The sequence below is a fragment of the Pseudomonas sp. IT-P258 genome, from assembly GCF_949767825.1.
GTDB lineage: Bacteria > Pseudomonadota > Gammaproteobacteria > Pseudomonadales > Pseudomonadaceae > Aquipseudomonas > Aquipseudomonas monachiensis.
The window spans coordinates 1-20375 of the sequence record NZ_CATKPU010000030.1 but is presented as its reverse complement, the minus strand read 5'-3'; the positions used below and the strand labels follow the sequence as shown (position 1 = coordinate 20375).

Below are 20375 nucleotides of genomic sequence, written 5' to 3'. Positions count from 1 at the left end.
CTTGCCGTTCACAGCGTAGTCGGTTTTTCGTGCCTCAATCATCAAGAGGCAATAGCAGCTGTTGGTCGATAACGTCGGGTAGATGCGAGAGTCAGCTTTGGGTTCGTTTTCTGCCTTTCGCGACGGGCATAAAACGCCCAAAAGGAGACAGTCAGATACGTCTGGAAAATCCAGGGTGACCCGCTCCGCGTCACCCTGCCAGATGCCAGATCCGCAAATTAAAGTATAAAGTCCGCCGTGGTCGCGCTGTTGAGACCGACTATCTGGATGGCGAATTCGGCGGCGCTGTCGGCATCGGTATTGCCATACAGCACGCCCCCTGAAACCTTCAACTGTCCGGCCGCGTTGAAAGCAGCGGTACTGCCGATGACCGAGCTGAAGGCGTCATTGGCGGTCGTCGCCGTGTTGGCATCGAGCGTCGACAGGTCGATCTTGTCGGCTCCCCGAACGAAGTCGGTGATGATGTCCCAGGTGGAACTGGTCAGCCCCGTTTCAGCGAGGGCGTTGAAATCGAAGATGTCGTTTCCGATGCCACCGGTTAGAACATCCTTGCCTGTACTGCCGATCAAGATGTCGTTCCCGCCCCCACCGTTCAGCAGGTTGGCGGCGGCGTTGCCCGTGAGCCTGTCGTTGTAGTTGGAACCCGTGAGGTTTTCGATGGCGATCAGGGTGTCGGAACCTGAGCCGCCGGTGGCCTGGGCCGTGGTCACGGCGAGGCTGGCGGTGATTGCGCTACCGGCATAGGCGTAGGACGCCGTGTCGGTACCGGTGCTGCCATTGAGGACGTTGTTGCCGGCGCCGGCATAAAGGGTGTTGTTGAGGCTGTTGCCCGTCAGGCCGGCGTCTCCGGTGGCGAGGAGGCGACCACTCTCGACATTGGCGCCGAGGGTGTAGGCGCTGAGGGAACTGAAGACCGTGTCGCTGCCGCCGGTGCCGACCGTTGCATTGGTTTCAACCACGACGTCACCCGTATTGTCGACGTAGTAGAGGTCAGACCCATCGCCGCCGGTCATCCGGTCGAGGCCTGCGCCGCCATCCAGAACGTCATTGCCCGCCCCACCGTCGAGCGTATCGTTACCGCTGCCACCGTTGAGCAAGTTAGCCGCGGCGTTGCCCGTGAGTTTGTCGTTGTAGTTGGAGCCGATGAGGTTTTCGATGGCGATCAGGGTGTCGGCGCCTGAGCCGCCGGTGGCCTGGGCCGTGGTCACGGCCAGGCTGACGGTGACGGCGCTGCCGGCATAGAGCCAGGAGGCAGAGTCGACACCGGTGCCGCCATTGAGGACGTTATTACCGGTCCCGTCATAGAGGGTGTTGTTAAGGCTGTTGCCCGTGAGGGCGGCGCCCCCGGTGGCGAGGAGGCGACCGTTCTCGACATTGTCGCTGAGGGTGTAGGCGCCGAGAGAGCTGTAGACCATGTCGCTGCCGCCGGTGCTGGCCGTGGCATTGGTTTCCACCACGACGTCGCTAGCGTTGTCGACGTAGTAGAGGTCGGAGCCATCACCGCCCGTCATCCCGTCGGCGCCAGTGCCACCATTCAAAACGTCATTGCCCGCACCACCGTCGAGCGTATCGTTTTCGGCACCACCGCTCAGCAGGTTGGCGGCGGCGTTGCCCCTGAGCGTGTCGTTGTAGCTGGAGCCGGTGAGGTTTTCGATAGCGATCAGGGTGTCGGCGCCTGATCCGACGGTGGCCTGGGCCGTGGTCACGGCCAGGCTGACGGTGACTGCGCTGGTGGCATAGAGGTAGGAGGCGGTATCGACGCCGGTGCCACCATTGAGGACGTTGTTGCCGACCCCGGCATAGAGGGTGTTGTCGAGGCCGTTACCCGTCAGGCCGGCGATTCCGGTGGCGAGGACACGCCCATTCTCGACATTGGCAGCGAGGGTGTAGGCGCTGAGAAAACTGTAGACCGTGTCGCTGCCGCCGGTGCTGGCCGTGGCATTGGTTTCAACCACGACGTCAGCCGCGTTGTCGACGTAGTAGATGTCGGAACCCTCATCGCCCGTCATCCTGTCGATACCTGCGGCGCCATTTAAAAAGTCATTGCCGGCACCGCCGTAGAGGTGATTGGCGGCGGCGTTGCCGGTCAGCGTGTTGGCGAGGCTGTTGCCCGTGCCTGTGAGCGCCGCGCTGCCCGTGAGGGTCAGGTTCTCCTGGTAGTTGCCGAGGGTGCGACTGACGCTGGAAACGACGGTGTCGACGCCGCCGGTGGCGGAGGTTTCGTTGACCACGTCGCTGGCATGGTCGACGTAGTAGATGTCATTGCCCAGGCCGCCGCTCATCACATCGGCGCCGGCACCGCCGTTGAGCGTATTGGCGGCGGCGTTACCGGTCAGCGTGTTGGCGAGGCCGTTACCGGTGCCATTGATCGTCGAAGTCCCTGTAAGCGTCAGGTTCTCCAGGTTGGCTCCCAGCACCCAGCTCACAGCCGACTTGACCGTGTCAGTGCCGGCACCCAGTTCTTCACGAAGTTGAATCAGGCTATCGCCCACTGCATAAGTATCATTGCCAGTGCCCCCGGCCAACAGCATGTTACCCTGACCGTTCAGCGTGTCATCACCGCTCCCGCCAGTGACCTCCAGTCGTACCGCGGTGCCATCGGCACTGAAGCGCTGGACATAGACGCCGTCATTGACATGACTGGACTGTCCTATAGACATCCAGGTCACTGCCCAGCCGCCGTCTTCCAGAGACGTGACCTTGGCGGCAACCTGATAGCCGTCGGTGGTGGTGTTGACCAGCGTTTCGCCACCGACGGCTTGGCCCGCGGCGTTGTAGCGCTGGGCATAGATAGCCATCACACTGCCATCCTGTTCGCCGCCCGCTTCCCAGGTCACCACCCAGCCGCCATCAGCCAATGCCGTTACATCGGAGAAACTCTGTGACTGAGTGGCATAGTGAGGGCTGTTTATGACGAGAGTTTCACCGCCGACCGCCTGACCATTGGCGTCATAGCGCTGGAAGTAGATATCGCTACCATTGGCAGCTACGCTGAAGGATGACCAGCTCACCAGCCAGCCACCATCGTTCAAGGCCGTGACCGCAGGAATGTACTGGTCATTAAGCGTATTGGTGTTTACCTGAGTTTCGCTGCCTACCCTGTTACCGGTTGCATCGTAACGCTGGGCATAGATATCGAAGCGGCTTTCGCCTGGGTGAGTCGCATGCCAGGTCACCAGCCAGCCACCGTTCTTCAGGGCCGTCACGTCAGTGCTGTACTGTGCGATCTGATTATCCCCTGTCGTCGTGTTGACCTGGGTTTCACCCCCCACAGCGATGCCCGCTGCGTCATAGCGTTGGGCCTCGATCGTGAAGTTATTGCCAGCGACGTCCCGGGACATCCATACCACCACCCAACCACCGTCATTCAGTGCTGTAACAGCCGGGCTGTCCTGGCTTTCAGCCGTGTGGGTATTGACGCGCCATTCATCGCCCATGGGATCACCAGCCGCGCTGAACCGCCGGGCATAGATGTCACCACTCCCCCCAGTGTAGAACCAGGTAACCACCCAGCCACCGTCAGCCAGCCCGGCGACATCGGAATATCCCTGAGCGCGTTGCGAAGAGGCGACAGTAATCTCATCGCCCAACCTTTCGCCTGCTGCACTGTAGCGTTGGATTACAATATCGTTCCCATAGGTTTGATCAATGGACTCCAGGGACACCAGCCACCCACCGTCGGCCAGTCCGGTAATGGAGATACTGTCCTGAGTTGACTGCGCAAGCGTACTGACCCGGCTTTCACCGCCTGCGTTGACGCTCAGAACCCTGTCGGCGAATTGCAGGCTTTCGATATTGCGCAGGTAATCGGTACCCTCATCGCCACCAACGACATTCAGGTCGGTGACCGTCAGTTGGCCGTTGCTCCATCCGAAGCGGTAGTCGCCGGCGTTGCCCGAATAGATAGCCGTATCCTGACCACCACCGCCGTCGAGAATGTCATCCCCCGCCAGGCCGGTAATGCTGTCGGCCTCACTTGTCCCCAATAGATCATCATTGCTCGTAGTGCCTGTTATCACGGCCATGTGGGATTTTTCCTTTATGCAGGGCCGCAAGTGGCAACCCACGCGGCGGTGTTGTTATTTGTCATCAGTAACAGGCGAGATGAAGCCGCCGGGCATAACATCGAAATTCGTCGAGGCCACTTAGTTCAGCACTCATTTTCATTCAGTTCGCTCATGGCCAAGGTGCTTGCGCCGGTGAACCGGGTGACAAACTCGGCTGTGCTGTCCGCATCGCTGTCGCCGTAGAGCGCCCGCTTGCAACCTTCCAGAGCCCGGCCGCACAGAGAGTGGCACTCAGTGTATATAGCCATTTGCCACTTCGCTTGTCCGGTCGTCGCTTCCCATCACTTGGGTAAGCAGGCTAGGACAGAACAGTGGATGACATACTTTCCAATTTGGACTCCGGTGGCAGGACTAGCTCTCGACGGTGGTCCTTACTTTTTGGCATCCGCTTGACGATCACAAATGACTGCATCAGTTGACTGCGGCCCTTCGTGACGGACAGCTATCGGCCGATTTTTTGTTTGTCGCCACCGTCAGCCTGGGTCGATTTCAGCCGATTGTGGAAGGCAGAAATCGGCCAGAAACAGCCGGTCGCAACTTGCAGAATTGCGGGGCGAAGGCTTGGCATTGGGCTGTAGCGAGAGGTGACCGGTAAGACCGGAGAAGTTTCGCGAAAAAGATGTGAGGGCAGTAGTATCGACGGATAGACCACGATTAAACCGTAACAGCCTAAGCTGTGGTCCGCCTCTGGTTGTCATTAGAAGTGTTAATCATAGATCAGCGGTCTTCACCAACGAACCAGAGACTTTCACATGATAGCGATGAATCGAATACTTCACTCCACCACAGCCCTAGCGCTCGTGACGATCTTCAGCTTCCTGAGCGGACCGGCGCAAGCCGGCTTAGAGGAAGGTGTTACGGCCTATCAAGCCGGTGACTTGCCGCTGGCATTTAAGGAATTTAGCACCGTTGCGGACACAGGCAACGCCGATGGCCAGTTCAATGTGGCTCTAATGTACGAGCAGGGCATCGGGGTTGCCAAGGACGAAACACAAGCAATTAGTTGGTATGAAAAATCTGCGCAGCAAGGCAACTCCAACGCGCAATACAATCTCGGTGTGCTGTATGAAAACGGTCGTGGCACTGCCGTGGACTTTGCGCAGGCCAATCAGTGGTATCGCAAGGCAGCAGCGCAAGGCGATGCGCTCGCCGTCGGTAATCTGGGCATGCTCTATATGCGCGGCGATGGCGTGAAGGTGGACAAAAATCTGGGCCTGGCTCTGCTTATACAGTCGGCAACCATGGACAACTCGCCCACAAATAAAGCCAAAAGTAACATTGCAGCGACCAGGGGTTTAACCGCCAACATGATCACAACAGCCCAGACACTTTCGGATGAGCTAGGCCAAGCCAAAAATCTGCTGATACCGCTGGATCAATACTTGAAAACTACGACGACTACCTCTGGCGGCGAATCGCAATAGGCTGAAACGCGTCCTCCGGAATACAGGGGGCGCAGGTAGCAAATTACCGCCCGCCAATAAGGGGCAGACCACGGTTTTGCGAAATTTCGATTTAAACGTGAATCGCCCCTATTTTTGCAGTCACTACCTAATCTCATTACGGCCGTACCACCGGCCGCTTTTGGTCGAGGCTGTGTAAAAACGTTTTAGAACAGGTTTGATGGTCAGAACCTGAATGAAAATCGCATTCCTACGCAAATTTCAGGTCCGCTGATTAACCAATCACTGGCAGATTTTACGTAGCGACGCAGACTTCAAAACAGTGCCTGCGTTTTTACACAGCGTGGGTCGTTTTCTGCCGGTCACCACAGGCAGAAAACGGCCAAAAGCAGACCATGGGCGCGCCGCTAATGCGCCAGTAATGGGCGCAAAAGTCATGTCGCTTTTCCTCCTCACCTCATGTCGCGTTTCTAGCGCGACACTCAAGCCGAACAAGGAGTTACGCATGGACAAGGAACGCTATCAGACACAATCGGCGGAAAACATTACGCCAGATGCATCGTCTACTGATAGCTGGGAAGCCAACCAGCTAGCATAGGTTTGAGGCATACCCAAGTCCGGTCAGTCCAATCATCGGCAACCAAACGCCGCGAAAGGAGCAAAGCCTATGTACTCTTCAACGTTCATCTTTGCCAAAAAGCAGTTTGATGAAGCCTTCCACCGACTCGATCAGGAAATCGCTGCAATCGCAAAATCGATCCCTGGTTACCTTGGCGAAGAAGCTTGGGAGAATCCACAGACTGGCCTCTTCTCCAATGTGTACTACTGGAGTTCTCTCGAAGCACTTCAGATATTGGTTGAGCATCCCCGTCACCTGGAGGCAAAGGCTGCCCAGGAAAATTGGCTTGCCGGTTATCAAGTCATCATCTCTGAGGTCATCAAAACCTATGGTGACTCCAAGCTTGGCGAGAAATGGCCAATCGCAACAGCTACTTAAGCATTCCATCGACCAGAATAGTCTTTCGGATGTGCGTAGAAAAACCGACAAGGAAATACGCGGATCAAAAATGGAGTTCATCTTCGACATCGTAATCAACCTGTTGGCTCATCGCATTGGCGTTTACGTGCTGGGCTTGCTTAGTGGCGGCCGTTTCAAGGGAGAAAGCGGTTTTGCTTGGGGCTGTGCCGTCGCCGTCGGCTGCTTGGTATTGTTGGCTCCTTTCGCGGCTTTCATAGCCTGGCTCATCCATACCAGTGGCCGTTGAGTTGGTGCCTGCTACGGATCGGAAGCGCCCATCTCCGGCATTCTTCCGACCGAACATAATCACTCGCATCCAATACACGGGACAATCTGCTGAACGCGGTCATGACACATCCTTGAAGAACACGTGGTAACCGAACCTCAACGTCTCCTTGGCGCCTTTCACCCAGGCTGGAGGCTTCGGCATGGTGGTCGCGTAGTAATGGGTGGCACCGCCGGTGGGATCAGGCACCTTTCCATCGATCACCTGATCAGCGGCAATCCGCGCCTGCGCGAGCTCACGGAACGAAATCTGTTTGGCGCCACTCAGCGAGGCGAAGTTTGGGTCGGTCCTGTTCCAGCAGTTGAACTGGTAGGGTTTCTGGCACACGCCGGCATAGCCCTCCCCCCACCAAGACTTGTCCTTGCCGTCGTTCACCCGGTTACAGATGGTCCAGGCCACGGCAATTTGGCCGGCCAGGGATTCGCCGCGGACCTCCCCCCACAGCGTGCGAGCGAGGATGTCGCGGTCTTTCTCGGATACGGTCATTACTTTTCTCCAGGCAAAAAAATACCCGCTCAGTGGCGGGCTTTGTGTCTTGTATCTTACAACTTACATTGAAGAAAGTGGCGCAGTGCCTGCATCGAGGCTATTCGTCGATAGTCCTGCGTTTCCTTTGTATCCGGGCTGTGATGTAATCGCCGCCTTTCCGGCAGGCCAGACCTGTAATACCTAGCAATGGAGTGCTGAAATGCGCGCCGCACACATACAAAATCTGACAGGACTGCGGGGATTCGCTGCCTTGTCAGTCCTGCTTCTTCACATCCGATACGGCGACCTTGCCACCCCATACGGCCCTTTCGCTTTTCTGTTTCATACCCGAGGCCTTGGGGTCGACGTGTTCTTCATTTTGTCGGGCTTCATCCTGGCCTATGTCCACGGGAAAGACTTTGGAAACAGCCTGAGGCCAAAAGAGGCTATCAACTTCTGGGTGGCCAGGCTTGCACGCATCTACCCGGTGCACCTCTTTATGCTGGTTATCACGGCATTCATCCTGCCAATGCACAGGCTGTATGAATGGTCGCCTGTTGACACTGCGTTAACGTTTTACGCGAACCTGTTCCTTTTTCATGCGTGGGGAGTAACGTCCGACCTGACGTTTAATCAACCTTCGTGGTCGATCAGCTGCGAGTGGGCCGCATACCTGACCTTTCCTTTCGTCGCCTATTTCACGCGGAAGTGGGGAAAGATTCCTTTCGCTCTACTGCTGATTGGTCTGGCGCTGTACGCGCCCTACCTGCAGCCGAATATGCTGGCCAATGGCGTCTGGACCATCAAGTGCATAACCTACTTTGTTGCTGGGTACTGCGCCTACCAGGTGTGCCACGATCTGCCGGACTCCAAACTCTGGCGAATCACTGCAATGGCGATTGCCCCGCTGATCTTGCTGATGTTCTGGATGACCAGCATTCAGTATTACTTCGATCTGGCCTTCCCGTTCCTGGTAATCGTGATGATTGCGAGCCTGTTCCGGGCTGGACCGATTTGGGGTTACTCCAACCCTGTATCGGTCTATCTTGGAAAAATCAGCTTCAGTTTGTACATGTGCCACATCATGGTGCTGTTTGTTGAGCGCAAGCTGTTTGGCATGATGGATCTGAAGTATGAGATTCCAATCATCCTGGCCTTCTCCATGTTCCTGTATCACTGCATTGAAGAGCCGGCGCGGAAAGTTATCCGGATGGTGGCCGAAGGTGGTAGCCGCGAGCGTCCACAGAAAAACTTCACTGACAGTTACGCGCTGCCGGCAACAGAGCCGGAACTACAGAAAGAGCACAAAGCTCTGGCGTAATAAAGAAGGCCCGCCTAATCAGCGGGCCTTTTTATTTAATTGATATCGTTCGTCGGAGAAAGTCCAACTCGACAGTCAATCATGTTCAGCGCTGCCGCAGCGTTGTGCCTGATATGGATCGACCAATAACTACCTGGCGGACCAGAAACCGGATAGATAAAGGTTATCTGCGGGCGAGAATCCAATGTGGGTAGCCAAGCAACTCGCCCACAAAGAATGGACCACGATCGCCAAGGTTTATGGTCGATGAATGCCCTCCGCCGATGCAGGAGCCGGAGGGCGAGCCGGGAGACTTTTGCCGGCAATACCAACGTTACGACAACCTCCCCTATTTCAGATCGAAACGATCCAGGTTCATCACTTTGGTCCACGCAGCGACGAAGTCCTTGACGAACTGCTGCTGCGCATCGGCGGTGGCATAGAACTCGGCCAACGCACGCAACTGCGCATTGGAACCAAAGACCAGGTCAACCCGGGTCCCCGTCCACTTCACTGCACCGGTCTTGCGATCACGCCCTTCAAACTCTTGCTGGGCATCCGACACGGGCTTCCACTCCACCCCCATATCGAGCAGGTTGGTGAAGAAGTCATTGGTCAAGGCTTCCGGCCGTGAGGTGAAGACGCCGTGCTTGCTCTGGCCGACATTGGCGTTCAATACCCGTAGCCCACCCAGCAATACCGTCATTTCCGGGGCGCTGAGCGTCAGCAGTTGTGCCTTGTCGATCAGCAGTTTTTCGGCCGGCACACGGTACTGTTGCTTCAGGTAATTACGGAAACCGTCGGCGATCGGTTCAAGGAAACCGAAGGAGTCGACATCGGTCTGTTCCTGGCTGGCGTCCATGCGTCCCGGCGTGAAAGGCACCGTCACACTGTGGCCGGCATTTTTCGCGGCCTGTTCCACGCCCACGCCACCGGCGAGCACGATCAGGTCGGCCAGGGAGATTTTCTTGCCGCCACTGTTGAACTCGTTCTGGATGCTTTCGAGTTTTGCCAGCACGCGGGCCAGTTGTTCTGGCTGGTTGGCCTCCCAGGACTTCTGCGGCGCCAGACGCAAGCGCCCACCGTTGGCGCCGCCGCGCTTATCGGAACCACGGAAAGACGAAGCCGCCGCCCAGGCCGTGGATACCAGCTGCGAAACTGTCAGCCCCGAGGCCGCAATCTTGCCCTTGAGCACGGCGACATCGCTGTCATTGACCAGCGGATGATCGACAGCAGGGATCGGGTCTTGCCACAGCAACTCTTCGTTCGGCATTTCCGGGCCGAGGTAGCGCGAGAGCGGGCCCATGTCACGGTGAATGAGCTTGTACCAGGCGCGAGCGAAGGCATCGGCCAGTTGCTCGGGATTGGCCAGGAAACGCCGGGCAATCGGCTCGTAGATCGGGTCGAAACGCAGGGCCAGGTCCGAGGTCAGCATGGTCGGGTCACGGCGTTTGGACGGATCAAAGGCATCCGGAATGGTCCCGGCACCGGCGCCGTTCTTCGGTTTCCACTGATGGGCACCGGCCGGGCTCTTGGTCAGCTCCCAGTCGAAACCGAACAGGTTCTCCAGGTAGTTGTTGCTCCACTTGGTCGGCGTGGTGGTCCAGGTCACTTCCAGGCCGCTGGTGATGGTGTCGGCCCCTTTGCCGGTGCCGAATGTGCTCTTCCAGCCCAGGCCTTGCAGATCCAGGCCAGCGGCTTCAGGTTCTGGCCCGACGTTGTCGGCAGGCCCGGCGCCATGGGTCTTGCCGAAGGCGTGGCCACCGGCGATCAGGGCCACGGTTTCCTCATCGTTCATCGCCATGCGGCCGAAGGTTTCGCGGATGTCCTTGGCCGAAGCGACCGGGTCCGGCTGCCCTTCCGGGCCTTCCGGGTTGACGTAGATCAGGCCCATCTGCACCGCGGCGAGGGGGTTTTCCAGATTGCGGCCCTCGTCGGTCCGGCTGTCCTCGTTTCGCCCCGGCTCGGCCACGAGCGGGACGTCGCCAGGTTTCTGTACCGGTTTGTCCTCTTTGCCGTAACGCGTGTCACCGCCCAACCACTTGCTTTCAGAACCCCAGTAGACGTCTTCGTCCGGTTCCCAGACATCCGGGCGGCCGCCGGAAAAACCAAAGGTCTTGAAGCCCATGGATTCCAGTGCGACGTTGCCGGTGAGGACGATCAGGTCGGCCCAGGAGATTTTGTTGCCGTACTTTTGCTTGATCGGCCAGAGCAGCCGGCGGGCCTTGTCGAGGCTGACGTTGTCCGGCCAGCTGTTGAGCGGTGCAAAGCGTTGCTGGCCGGAACCGGCGCCACCCCGGCCATCGCCGGTGCGATAGGTGCCTGCGGCGTGCCAGGACATGCGGATAAAGAGAGGGCCATAGTGACCGAAGTCCGCCGGCCACCAGTCCTGGGAATCGGTCATCAGCGCAGTCAGGTCTTTTTTCAGCGCCTGGAAGTCCAGGCTCTTGAAGGCTTCGGCGTAGTTGAAGTCGCCTCCCAGCGGGTCAGACTTGGGCGAGTGTTGACTCAGGATCTTCAGGTTCAGTTGGTTCGGCCACCAGTCGCGGTTCGTAGTGCCACCGCCAGCGGCGTGATTGAACGGGCATTTCGATTCAGTTGACATGGCATCTCCTCTTGATTTTGTTTTCAGCTAACCATCCTTAAGCGTGGATCCGGATCACCGATTGAAGAAATAGCTTTTCGGTATGGGATCCATAGCCTTGAGGCTATGACAGCCCAGTGATCAGTTGCTCCAGACCATCCATTAAAGTACCGGACGGGGAAACTGTCGCTTCATCTGGGGGAGATAGCTGATAAACAGCTCAAATCAGTCAGGAGGTTTGCAAAGCTTCCATGACCCGGGACAAAAGTGGTGGCGACGATTCGAATCGCCACGGCCCCCGAAATGTCCAGGCCGTTACTGCACCCAATAAAAAACCGGCCTGTTTCAGCCGGTTTTTTGTCTCACTCAACAGCACTTCGGTCCGGCTTTACTGCCGTAACGGGCTTCCTGGCGTTCCCGAAAGAACGCCTCGTAGTCCATCAGCGGTTTGTCCGGGTGCTTGGTCTGCATGTGCTCGACGTAGTTGTCGTAGTCGGGCATGCCGACCATCAGGCGCGCGGCCTGACCGAGGTATTTACCGAGGCGACTCAGGTCATTGAACATGATCAGGCATCCGGCAGCGCTTGATATGGCGCTTCCTTGTCCGTGCGTTCCTTGGTGCCCCAGGCAGCGATGCCGACCTTGAGTGCGAAGAACAGGATGCTGAACACCACGAACAGGAACAGCGCAGTCAGGGTCGCGTTGGTGTAGGCGTTGAAGATCACGTGCTGCATCTGGTCGATGCTCTTGGCCGGGGCCAGCACCTGACCATTGGCCAGGGCATCACTGTACTTCTTCGCCAGGGCCAGGAAGCCGATCGCCGGGTTGGCGTCGAACAGCTTGATGAAGCCTGCGGTGGTGGTGCAGATCAGCAGCCACACGGCCGGCAGCAAGGTCACCCACACATAACGCTGGCGCTTCATCTTGATCAGCACCACGGTGCCGAGCATCAGCGCGATACCGGCCAGCATCTGGTTGGAGATGCCGAACAGCGGCCACAAGGTGTTGATGCCGCCCAGTGGATCGATCACGCCCTGGTACAGCAGATAACCCCACATGGCCACGCAACCGGCGGTGGCAACCAGGTTGGCGGTCCAGGATTCGGTGCGCTTGAGCGCCGGCACGAAGGAGCCGAGCAAGTCCTGCAGCATGAAGCGACCGGCGCGGGTACCGGCATCCACGGCAGTCAGGATGAACAGCGCTTCGAACAGGATCGCGAAGTGGTACCAGAACGCCATGGTGTTCTCGCCCGGCAGAACACTGTGCAGGATCTGCGCGATACCGACCGCCAGGGTCGGCGCACCACCGGCACGGGCCAGGATGGTGGTTTCACCGATGTCATGGGCTACGGCTTGCAAGGCTTCCGGGGTAATGGCGAAGCCCCAGCTGCTGACGGTTTGCGCAACGGCCACCACATCACCGCCGACCACGGCCGCCGGACTGTTCATGGCGAAGTACACGCCCGGATCGATCACTGAAGCGGCAACCATGGCCATGATCGCCACGAAGGATTCCATCAGCATGCCGCCGTAACCGATGTAGCGGGCATGCCCCTCGCTGGCGAGCAGCTTGGGCGTGGTGCCGGAAGCAATCAGCGAGTGGAAACCGGAAACCGCGCCACAGGCGATGGTGATGAACAGGAACGGGAACAGACCGCCCTTCCAAACCGGACCGGTACCGTCGACGAACTGGGTCAGGGCCGGCATTCTCAGCTCGGGCATGGTCACCAGGATGCCGATGGCCAGGGCGACGATGGTGCCGATTTTCAGGAAGGTCGACAGATAGTCACGCGGTGCCAGGATCAGCCACACCGGCAGTACCGCCGCGACAAAACCGTAGCCGATCAGCATCCAGGTGATCTGGATACCGGTAAAGGTGAAGGCCTTGGCCCACACCGGATCGGCGGCAACCTGCCCGCCGAGCCAGATCGAACCCAGCAGCAACAGCACGCCGATTACCGAGATTTCGCCAATGCGACCCGGGCGGATGTAGCGCATGTAGATGCCCATGAACATCGCGATCGGAATGGTCGCCATCACCGTGAAAATCCCCCAAGGACTCTCGGCCAGGGCCTTGACCACGATCAGCGCCAGCACCGCGAGGATGATGATCATGATCAGGAAGCAGCCGAACAGCGCGATGGTGCCGGGGATGCGGCCCATTTCTTCACGGACCATGTCGCCCAGGGAACGGCCGTTGCGGCGGGTTGACATGAACAGGACCATGAAGTCCTGAACGGCACCGGCCAGCACCACGCCGGCAATCAGCCACAGCGTGCCGGGCAGGTAGCCCATCTGCGCCGCCAACACCGGGCCGACCAAAGGCCCCGCGCCGGCAATGGCCGCGAAGTGGTGACCGAAAAGTACGTGCTTGTTGGTCGGAACATAGTCCAGACCATCGTTATTGAGCACAGCCGGCGTGGCCCGATTGGGGTCGAGCTGCATCACTTTATTGGCGATGAACAGGCTGTAATAGCGGTAGGCAACAAGGTAGATGGCGACGGCTGCGACTACGATCCACAGGGCGTTGATCGCTTCGCCGCGGCGCAGGGCCACGACACTCAGCGCAATCGCTCCCAGGACAGCCACGGCAAACCAGGCGAGGTGTTTAGCCAGACGGGGCATAGCGTGTCTCCTGCCGACAGCCAGTGACTGCGGCGGTAATTTTTATAATTGTGTCCGCGATGCGGAGCTGGCCCAATATCCGCGCATGCCGTCCACAAATAAATCCGCGTTACTACGTACGTGGTCTCTACGTAGTTCTACGTAGATGACACCGATCTCCTGTGGGTTGACCACCGGATCCGGGGCCATCCCCGATCAAATGTGGGAGCGAGCTTGCTCCGGGCGGCGTTCCGACGATAGCGGACTTTCAGCCACATCACTTCCGAATGTGCCTCCCTCATCGCGAGCAAGCTCGCTCCCACAGGTTTTGCACACTCCCAACCGGTCATTCCGTCCAGCAACGCTACAAGCCCAGCGCCTCTTTGGCATATGATCCCGAGCCTTCGCGCGGGCAGGAGTCAACATGCAGCTCAAACACAAGATCGTCGCCCTCGGGATTTTGCCGCTGGTGCTGGCCATTGCCGTCATCTGCGCGCTGGTGATTTCCCTCAACCGCCAACTGGGCGATCAACAGGCGCAACTGATCGAAGACAGCATTCTGGCGAGCAAGCGCGCGGAGCTGAAAAACTACGTGGAAATGGCCCAGAGCCTGATCGCGCCCCTGTACGACGACGGCCACGGCAATGCCCACGCCCAGCAACAAGTGCTGGAAGAACTGCGCAAGCTCAGCTTCGGCATCAACGGCTACTTCTTCGTCTACGACCACGAAGGCCGCAGCCTGATGCACGCGCGCCAGTCGGAACTGGTGGGCCAATACCTGTGGGACATGAAAGACCCCCACGGCCTGCCGGTGATCCAGGCGCTGCTGCAAAGCGCGCAATCGGGCGAAGGCTTTCAACGCTACGCCTGGAACAAGCCCTCCTCCGGCCAGGTGACCGACAAGCTCGCCTACGTAGTGATGCTCGATCGCTGGGGCTGGATGCTCGGCACCGGCATCTACCTCGAAGACGTCGAACGCGCCACCCAACAAGCCCGTGCCGAAGTGGCCATGGGCATCCGCAAGACCATGATGGCGATTGCCGTGGTCGCCCTCGTCGCGGTGCTGTTCGTGTTCGCCACGGGCATGACCCTCAACGTCAGCGAACATCGGCTGGCGGACAAAAAACTGCAGCGCCTGACCCAGCGCATCGTCAGCCTGCAGGAAGAAGAACGATCCCGGGTGTCCCGCGAGTTGCACGACGGCATCAGCCAGGTGCTGGTCTCGATCAAGTTCCAGTTCGAACTGGCCAGCCATCTGCTGGAACGCGGACAAGCCGACGACAAGGGTTTGAACGCGCTCAGAGACGCCACCGAGCGCCTGGGCGATGCCATCGGTGAAGTGCGCAGCCTCTCCCATGACCTGCGCTCCTCCTTGCTCGACACCCTCGGCCTGCCGGCGGCCATCGGCCAACTGGCCGCCGAATTCGAGCAGCGCAGCGGGTTGACCGTGACCTATGACGAAAATGAATTCGACTGCCTGCTGGTCGACGGCGCGGCGGTTTCGCTGTTCCGCATCGTCCAGGAAGGCCTGACCAATATCGAACGCCACGCGCAGGCGAAAAACGTGTCCATTACACTGCGCGGCTGCGACGAGTCCGTGCGGCTGACGGTGGTCGATGACGGTATCGGTTTCAACGTCGCCCAGGTCGAACGTCGTCAGGCCGGCATTGGCTTGCGTAACATCCGCGAACGCGTCGAACATTTTGGCGGGCGCTTCGATCTGATTTCGATGCCGGGCAGAAGCGAGCTGGACGTGCGGCTGCCAATGAAACCTGCGGTAAAACGCTGAGCCCGCGCAAAACTACAAGAGTGAATATTGCGATGAACCTGCCCTCCCCGATCCGCGTCGCCCTGGTCGACGATCACTCCCTGGTCCGCGACGGCATCAAGGCGCTGCTGGCCGTGATGTCGCCCCTGGAAATGGTCGGCGAAGCGGAAAACGGCGCCGAGGCCATCGAAATGGTCGGACGCTGCCAGCCCGACCTGCTGCTGGTCGACATCAGCCTGCCAGACATGAACGGCCTGGAACTGACCCGCGTGCTGCGCAGCCAGTACCCGTCGCTCAAGGTGCTGGTGCTGAGCATGTACGACAATTACGAATACGTGAGCGAGTCGGTGCGCTCCGGCGCCAGCGGCTACGTGCTGAAGAACGCCCCGTCCCGGGAAATCATCGCCGCCATCGAAGCCATCACCAGCGGCGGAACCTTCTACAGCGCCGAAATCGCCCAGCGACTGATCGCCGACCGCAACACCGACAACGAACTGACTCCGAGGGAAAGCCAGGTCCTGTCGAAGATGGCGCAAGGCTTGAACAACAAGGAAATGGCCCGGGAACTGGACATCAGCGTGCGCACGGTGGAAACCCATCGCCTGAGCATCCGGCGCAAACTCAACATCGACAAGCCGGCAGCGCTGGTCAAGTACGCCCTGGATCACGGCCTCATCTCCCGCTGACACCTGGAACCCTGTGTTCACTGCAAAAACCTGTGGGAGCGGGCTTGCCCGCGATAGCGTAGTACCAGGCACCATCAATGTTGAATGACACACCGCCATCGTCGGAACGCCGCCCGGAGCAAGCTCGCTCCCACAGGGATTAGCGAATCATCCATTGACTGCATCAATAGTCACCATTAACTCAATGAAGTTCTCTTAAAAAATCCACGGCGTAACATCAGCTCCATACCAACCCATAAGCACCCCGGAGCACACGATCATGAAACGCCAGACCCTCCTCAGCATCGCTTTCTCGGTTTTCGCAGTTAACGCTTTTGCCGCTACCTCTGCTCAACCTGTGGTCGCTGAAGGCGGCTCGGATCGTCTGATTGAAAGCCGTGTGGCCGAGGGTGGTTCCGACCGCCTGATCGAAAACCGCGTCGCTGCGGATGGCTCCGACAAACTGCTGCAGAACCGCGTCGCTGAAGGTGGCTCCGACAAACTGCTGCAGAACCGCGTCGCATAAACAAACCGCGTCACCACAACACCCAACAAAAACCCGGCCTGATCAGCCGGGTTTTTTCATGGTTTTTTTAAACCGGCAGATCATCCGTTATCTACCAATGATTCAGGCTTTCAAAGCTTGGCAATGGAGACCTCCGTGGACTTGACGAAGGCAATCACCTCGCTGCCCACCTTCAACTCCAGGCTGCGCACCGAACGCGTGGTAATCACGGAAGTGACGATCCCGGAGGCGGTTTGCACGTCGATTTCGGAGACCACTTCGCCTTCGAATATTTCCTTGATGACGCCCTTGAACTGGTTACGGACGTTGATCGCTTTGATGGTCATGATAAGGCTTCCTGTCTGGCGTCGAGACCATCCGCATGGATGGGCATGACCTCAAGATGCACCGCATCAGCCAACACCAAAAGGAATATATAATTACATGTTTATATCTTTTTAGAATATAAAAGATGCTTCATACAACCTGAAAATCCTTCACCAATAAGAACCAAAACGAATTAACAAATAAAAATTCAGTATTTATCGTTATAAAAATAGAAGCGTACTCTCCAGTCATCCCGTCATTCATCACCACAGTGAAGTGCCCCATGAATCCGACTGACAACCTCATCGATTTCGCCAGCTACCGCAAACGCAAACAAGCTCAGCAACGGGCACGGGCCATGTGGGAGATGTACGCACGCAACGCCGGACTACAGGCATTGCAGTGGGTTCAGGCGTCTCGGTCTACCGAGACACGTCAGGCGTGAACGCGTACGAACCCTCGCGCTTTCTGATAAGCGCGGACGAGCCTGTGCTGGATCTGAACAATCCGGATGCCCCGGAAGAGGACCCGATCTGCGAACGGGTCGGACAAAACCTGCTGCGTCTGCGCAGCAAGCGCCATCTGTCCCTTGATGCCCTGGCCCGACAGTGCGGCGTGAGCCGCGCCATGCTGGCGCAAATCGAATCGGGGCGCAGTGTGCCGTCCATCAAGGTGCTGTGCAAAATAGCCAAAGGCTTGAAGGTATCGGTGGCGGCGTTTCTGGAACATCGGGCCTTCGAAGGTGTGGCCCTATTGTCGGCGAGCCAGAGCAAACGCCTGGTCAGCGCCAACGGCGCTTTTGTCAGCCGCGCCCTGTTCCCCTTTGACGTGGCGCGCCAATCGGAATTCTACGAGCTGCGCCTGAGCGCGTTGGGAGAGGACCAGTCGCAGGGCCATGGCCCTGGTGTCCAGGAAAACCTGGTGGTGGCGCAGGGTGTCCTGGAAATCAGCGTCAACGATGAACGTTACCTGCTATCCACGGGGGACTCGATCCTGTTTTACGCCGACCAGCCCCACCGCTATCGCAACCCCGCCGACAGTGAGGCCGTGGCCTATCTTGTGGTGACCTACCCCGAACGCCTGGACTGATACCGCCTTCTTGTAGGAGCGAGCCTGCTCGCGATGGGCTCAAGGCTGACGCGTTTTTTCAGAAAACCCGCGTCATCGTTGACGTCCATCGCGAGCAGGCTCGCTCCTACAGGTACAGGTACAGTGCAGGGATCAGCAGGTGCAGCACATCAGCGGCATGCCGTTGCAGCTCATCATCATCGGCATGCTGCAGTCGTTCATCATTTTCATCATCAGGGCACAGCAGTTTTTCATCATGTCCATGTTCATGCCGGCCATCGGCATGATTTTGCACATCATGCAGTCCGCCATGAGCGTGCATTCCATCACGCACTTCATCGACGGCATCGGCATGCCCATCACCGGCATCGACATCATCATGTTCATCATCGGCATGGCCATGCTCGCCGGGGACATGCACATCATGCTCATGTTGCCGCAGTGCATCATCATCGGCATGCCGCAGTTCATCATCAACTGCATCATTTCAGCGCTGTTCCTGAACATGGCCATGTCCATGCCAGCGGCCGGCATCATCTTGCACATCATGCCGTCGTCCATCATGTCGCAGGACATGGTCGCCATCATCATCGGCATGCCCATCATCGACATCATTGGCATGTTGGCGTTCATCGGCATTTGCATCTGCATGGCATTCATCATGGTGTTGTTCCCTAAAGGACTGGATAATTGGACGAAGCTGATGGAGGCGGATTCTAGGGAATCGGCCGAGCGCGACAAGCTGGCGATCAAACAGCCAAAGTCGATGTCGCGACAGGCTTAACGAGGCAGGCAGGAGGATTATTTCTGCTGTGACGAACGATCCGATTCGATCACGGACAAGGTAAAAAACATGACGCGGATTATTCGGTTATGGATATGCAGATTGCATCTATTCAAATACCGTAAAGAAATAAACGTTCTAACCGGTGTAGCAATCTTTCCCAGCTGGTTGAGTTGAAGTTCGTCGGAACGCCGCCCGGAGCAAGCTCGATCCCGTAAAGAACACCGAATCATCCATTGACTGCGTCGATAGTCACCATTGATTCAATGAAGTTCTCTTAAAAAATCCACGGCGTAACATCTGCTCCATACCAACCCATAAGTACCCCGGAGCACATGATCATGAAACGCCAGACCCTCCTCAGCATCGCTTTCTCGGTTTTCGCAGTTAACGCTTTTGCCGCTACGTCTGCTCAACCTGTGGTCGCTGAAGGCGGCTCGGATCGTCTGATTGAAAGCCGTGTGGCAGAGGGTGGTTCCGACCGCCTGATCGAGAATCGTGTGGCCGAAGGTGGCTCTGACAAACTGCTGCAGAACCGCGTCGCTGAAGGTGGCTCTGACAAGCTCCTGCAAAACCGCGTCGCTGAAGGTGGTTCCGACAAGCTCCTGCAAAACCGCGTCGCTGAAGGCGGCTCGGATCGTCTGATCCAGAATCGCACTGCCTGAATAAATTGCTTTACTACCGCCCCACAAAAAAACCGGCCTGATCAGCCGGTTTTTTTGTAATGGTCAGCCTGGCGGAGGACTGAGATCCTCAGGCCAGAGTAGGGGCAGTCTCATCCCTGCTTGCCCGCTGAGCATCCAGCAGCACATCCAGAGTGGTGAGAAACAGGTCATGACTCATGATCCCGGTGCACAGCGTTGACAGCATCTGATTCCCGGCTGCGTCTTTTAGAGTGACCTTTTCACTCCAGGCATTTAAATCAATTGAAGCAAGGGTCGACACCGGGACTTTACGTCCTTCAACTTCCAGAAACTCGCGTGTCACAATAATCGGTTGTGTAACGACATTCAGGAAGTCCCCCGAGACTCGCTTGCGCCAGACCTGCCCGGTCGGCACATACTTGAAAGTCACTGCGCAGTCAGACTCAAGCTTGTTCATCACAACCGGCAGACACTCGCGAACATGCAACTCACGCACCAGTTGCTGGAATTCCTGAAAGCCTTTCAACGTCTCGATGACGCGATGAAATGGCTCACTTTCATTACGCCGATACGCCAGGTTGGTGATCAGGCCAGTGAATACGGTTTGCCCTGAACTGAACAGGTAAAGGTCTTCCGCCTGATCCACCCGCGCCAACGGCGCATAACTCCCCGGCTCATACAGGTACAGGCTGCTTTGCCCCGGACGCTCCTCACGCAGCATCCGCAGGCCTTGCCACAGAAAGTGCTTCTGCTCGGTTTTACCCTTGACCTCTGAAACCTTGGCAACCCGCCGCCCCAGGCTGTCGTACCGATAAGAACCGGTACTTTCCAGCTTGCCGTTGACCAGCGTCTCGGCCTTGACCAAGCGATTCTCACAGTCATAAA

Annotated in this window: 17 protein-coding genes and 2 pseudogenes; 10 read left to right on the top strand and 9 right to left on the bottom strand. The window is 57.9% G+C overall.

All coding sequences use genetic code 11. The features are described from left to right. Positions 1-218: 218 nt before the first annotated feature. Positions 219-4025 carry a beta strand repeat-containing protein gene (locus ACM6G4_RS12415; protein ID WP_414913795.1) on the bottom strand — a complete coding sequence of 1269 codons (3807 nt, stop codon included), beginning with the start codon at positions 4023-4025 and terminating at the stop codon, positions 219-221. Between the two features lie 125 nt (positions 4026-4150). After that, positions 4151-4315, bottom strand: a complete 165-nt coding sequence (locus tag ACM6G4_RS12410) for a hypothetical protein (protein ID WP_414913794.1) — start codon at positions 4313-4315, stop codon at positions 4151-4153. A gap of 504 nt (positions 4316-4819) precedes the next feature. Here ACM6G4_RS12410 and ACM6G4_RS12405 point away from each other — a divergent pair. The 3 genes from ACM6G4_RS12405 (at position 4820) to ACM6G4_RS12395 (ending at position 6735) form a co-directional block, all read left to right on the top strand. Beyond that, positions 4820-5491 carry a tetratricopeptide repeat protein gene (locus ACM6G4_RS12405; protein ID WP_414913793.1) on the top strand — a complete coding sequence of 224 codons (672 nt, stop codon included), beginning with the start codon at positions 4820-4822 and terminating at the stop codon, positions 5489-5491. 646 nt (positions 5492-6137) lie between these two features. Beyond that, positions 6138-6467, top strand: a complete 330-nt coding sequence (locus ACM6G4_RS12400; protein ID WP_056724165.1) for an antibiotic biosynthesis monooxygenase family protein — start codon at positions 6138-6140, stop codon at positions 6465-6467. 70 nt (positions 6468-6537) lie between these two features. Continuing rightward, complete coding sequence (locus tag ACM6G4_RS12395; protein ID WP_414913792.1) at positions 6538-6735, top strand: hypothetical protein; 198 nt, start codon at positions 6538-6540, stop codon at positions 6733-6735. Between the two features lie 99 nt (positions 6736-6834). Here the strand turns inward: ACM6G4_RS12395 and ACM6G4_RS12390 are convergent, their stop codons facing one another. Continuing rightward, the gene (locus ACM6G4_RS12390; RefSeq protein WP_414913791.1) at positions 6835-7260 is read right to left on the bottom strand and encodes a cell wall hydrolase; all 426 of its coding nucleotides are present in this window, start codon (positions 7258-7260) and stop codon (positions 6835-6837) included. A 202-nt stretch (positions 7261-7462) separates the two neighbouring features. On the opposite strand from ACM6G4_RS12390, the gene ACM6G4_RS12385 reads away from it, so the two are divergent. Further along, the gene (locus ACM6G4_RS12385; RefSeq protein ID WP_414913790.1) at positions 7463-8563 is read left to right on the top strand and encodes an acyltransferase family protein; all 1101 of its coding nucleotides are present in this window, start codon (positions 7463-7465) and stop codon (positions 8561-8563) included. Positions 8564-8891: 328 nt separating this feature from the next. Here ACM6G4_RS12385 and katG read toward each other — a convergent pair whose 3' ends face one another. The 3 genes from katG to ACM6G4_RS12370 all read right to left on the bottom strand — a co-directional run bounded on the left by katG (position 8892) and on the right by ACM6G4_RS12370 (position 13750). Further along, complete coding sequence (gene katG, locus ACM6G4_RS12380; protein WP_414913789.1) at positions 8892-11147, bottom strand: catalase/peroxidase HPI; 2256 nt, start codon at positions 11145-11147, stop codon at positions 8892-8894. A gap of 345 nt (positions 11148-11492) precedes the next feature. After that, positions 11493-11690, bottom strand: coding sequence for a YbdD/YjiX family protein (locus ACM6G4_RS12375; RefSeq protein ID WP_034150399.1), 198 nt, complete (start codon positions 11688-11690; stop codon positions 11493-11495). A gap of 2 nt (positions 11691-11692) precedes the next feature. Then, positions 11693-13750: a carbon starvation CstA family protein gene (locus ACM6G4_RS12370; RefSeq protein ID WP_223542069.1), complete on the bottom strand. Its 2058-nt coding sequence runs from the start codon at positions 13748-13750 to the stop codon at positions 11693-11695. 403 nt (positions 13751-14153) lie between these two features. Between ACM6G4_RS12370 and ACM6G4_RS12365 the strand changes: the two genes are divergently transcribed. The 3 genes and pseudogenes from ACM6G4_RS12365 to ACM6G4_RS12355 form a co-directional block, all read left to right on the top strand. Continuing rightward, positions 14154-15518, top strand: a complete 1365-nt coding sequence (locus tag ACM6G4_RS12365; RefSeq protein WP_223542070.1) for a cache domain-containing protein — start codon at positions 14154-14156, stop codon at positions 15516-15518. Positions 15519-15550: 32 nt separating this feature from the next. Then, complete coding sequence (locus ACM6G4_RS12360) at positions 15551-16183, top strand: response regulator (protein ID WP_056724176.1); 633 nt, start codon at positions 15551-15553, stop codon at positions 16181-16183. 259 nt (positions 16184-16442) lie between these two features. Next, positions 16443-16685, top strand: a pseudogene (locus ACM6G4_RS12355) (hypothetical protein); the annotation flags it as partial. Positions 16686-16798: 113 nt separating this feature from the next. Here the strand turns inward: ACM6G4_RS12355 and ACM6G4_RS12350 are convergent. Next, the gene (locus ACM6G4_RS12350) at positions 16799-17014 is read right to left on the bottom strand and encodes a TOBE domain-containing protein (RefSeq protein ID WP_056724180.1); all 216 of its coding nucleotides are present in this window, start codon (positions 17012-17014) and stop codon (positions 16799-16801) included. A 263-nt stretch (positions 17015-17277) separates the two neighbouring features. On the opposite strand from ACM6G4_RS12350, the gene ACM6G4_RS12345 reads away from it, so the two are divergent. Both ACM6G4_RS12345 and ACM6G4_RS12340 read left to right on the top strand, forming a co-directional pair. Continuing rightward, a complete protein-coding gene (locus tag ACM6G4_RS12345; RefSeq protein ID WP_177336468.1) occupies positions 17278-17439 on the top strand; it encodes a hypothetical protein in 162 nt (53 codons plus the stop codon). Between the two features lie 53 nt (positions 17440-17492). Continuing rightward, positions 17493-18083 carry a helix-turn-helix domain-containing protein gene (locus ACM6G4_RS12340; RefSeq protein ID WP_160386044.1) on the top strand — a complete coding sequence of 197 codons (591 nt, stop codon included), beginning with the start codon at positions 17493-17495 and terminating at the stop codon, positions 18081-18083. A gap of 132 nt (positions 18084-18215) precedes the next feature. On the opposite strand, the gene ACM6G4_RS12335 is transcribed toward ACM6G4_RS12340, so the two are convergent. Further along, the gene (locus ACM6G4_RS12335; protein WP_082562944.1) at positions 18216-18725 is read right to left on the bottom strand and encodes a hypothetical protein; all 510 of its coding nucleotides are present in this window, start codon (positions 18723-18725) and stop codon (positions 18216-18218) included. Positions 18726-19187: 462 nt separating this feature from the next. On the opposite strand from ACM6G4_RS12335, the gene ACM6G4_RS12330 reads away from it, so the two are divergent. Further along, positions 19188-19511, top strand: coding sequence for a hypothetical protein (locus ACM6G4_RS12330; protein WP_056724204.1), 324 nt, complete (start codon positions 19188-19190; stop codon positions 19509-19511). A gap of 88 nt (positions 19512-19599) precedes the next feature. Here ACM6G4_RS12330 and ACM6G4_RS12325 read toward each other — a convergent pair. Next, positions 19600-20375, bottom strand: a pseudogene (locus ACM6G4_RS12325) (hypothetical protein); the annotation flags it as partial.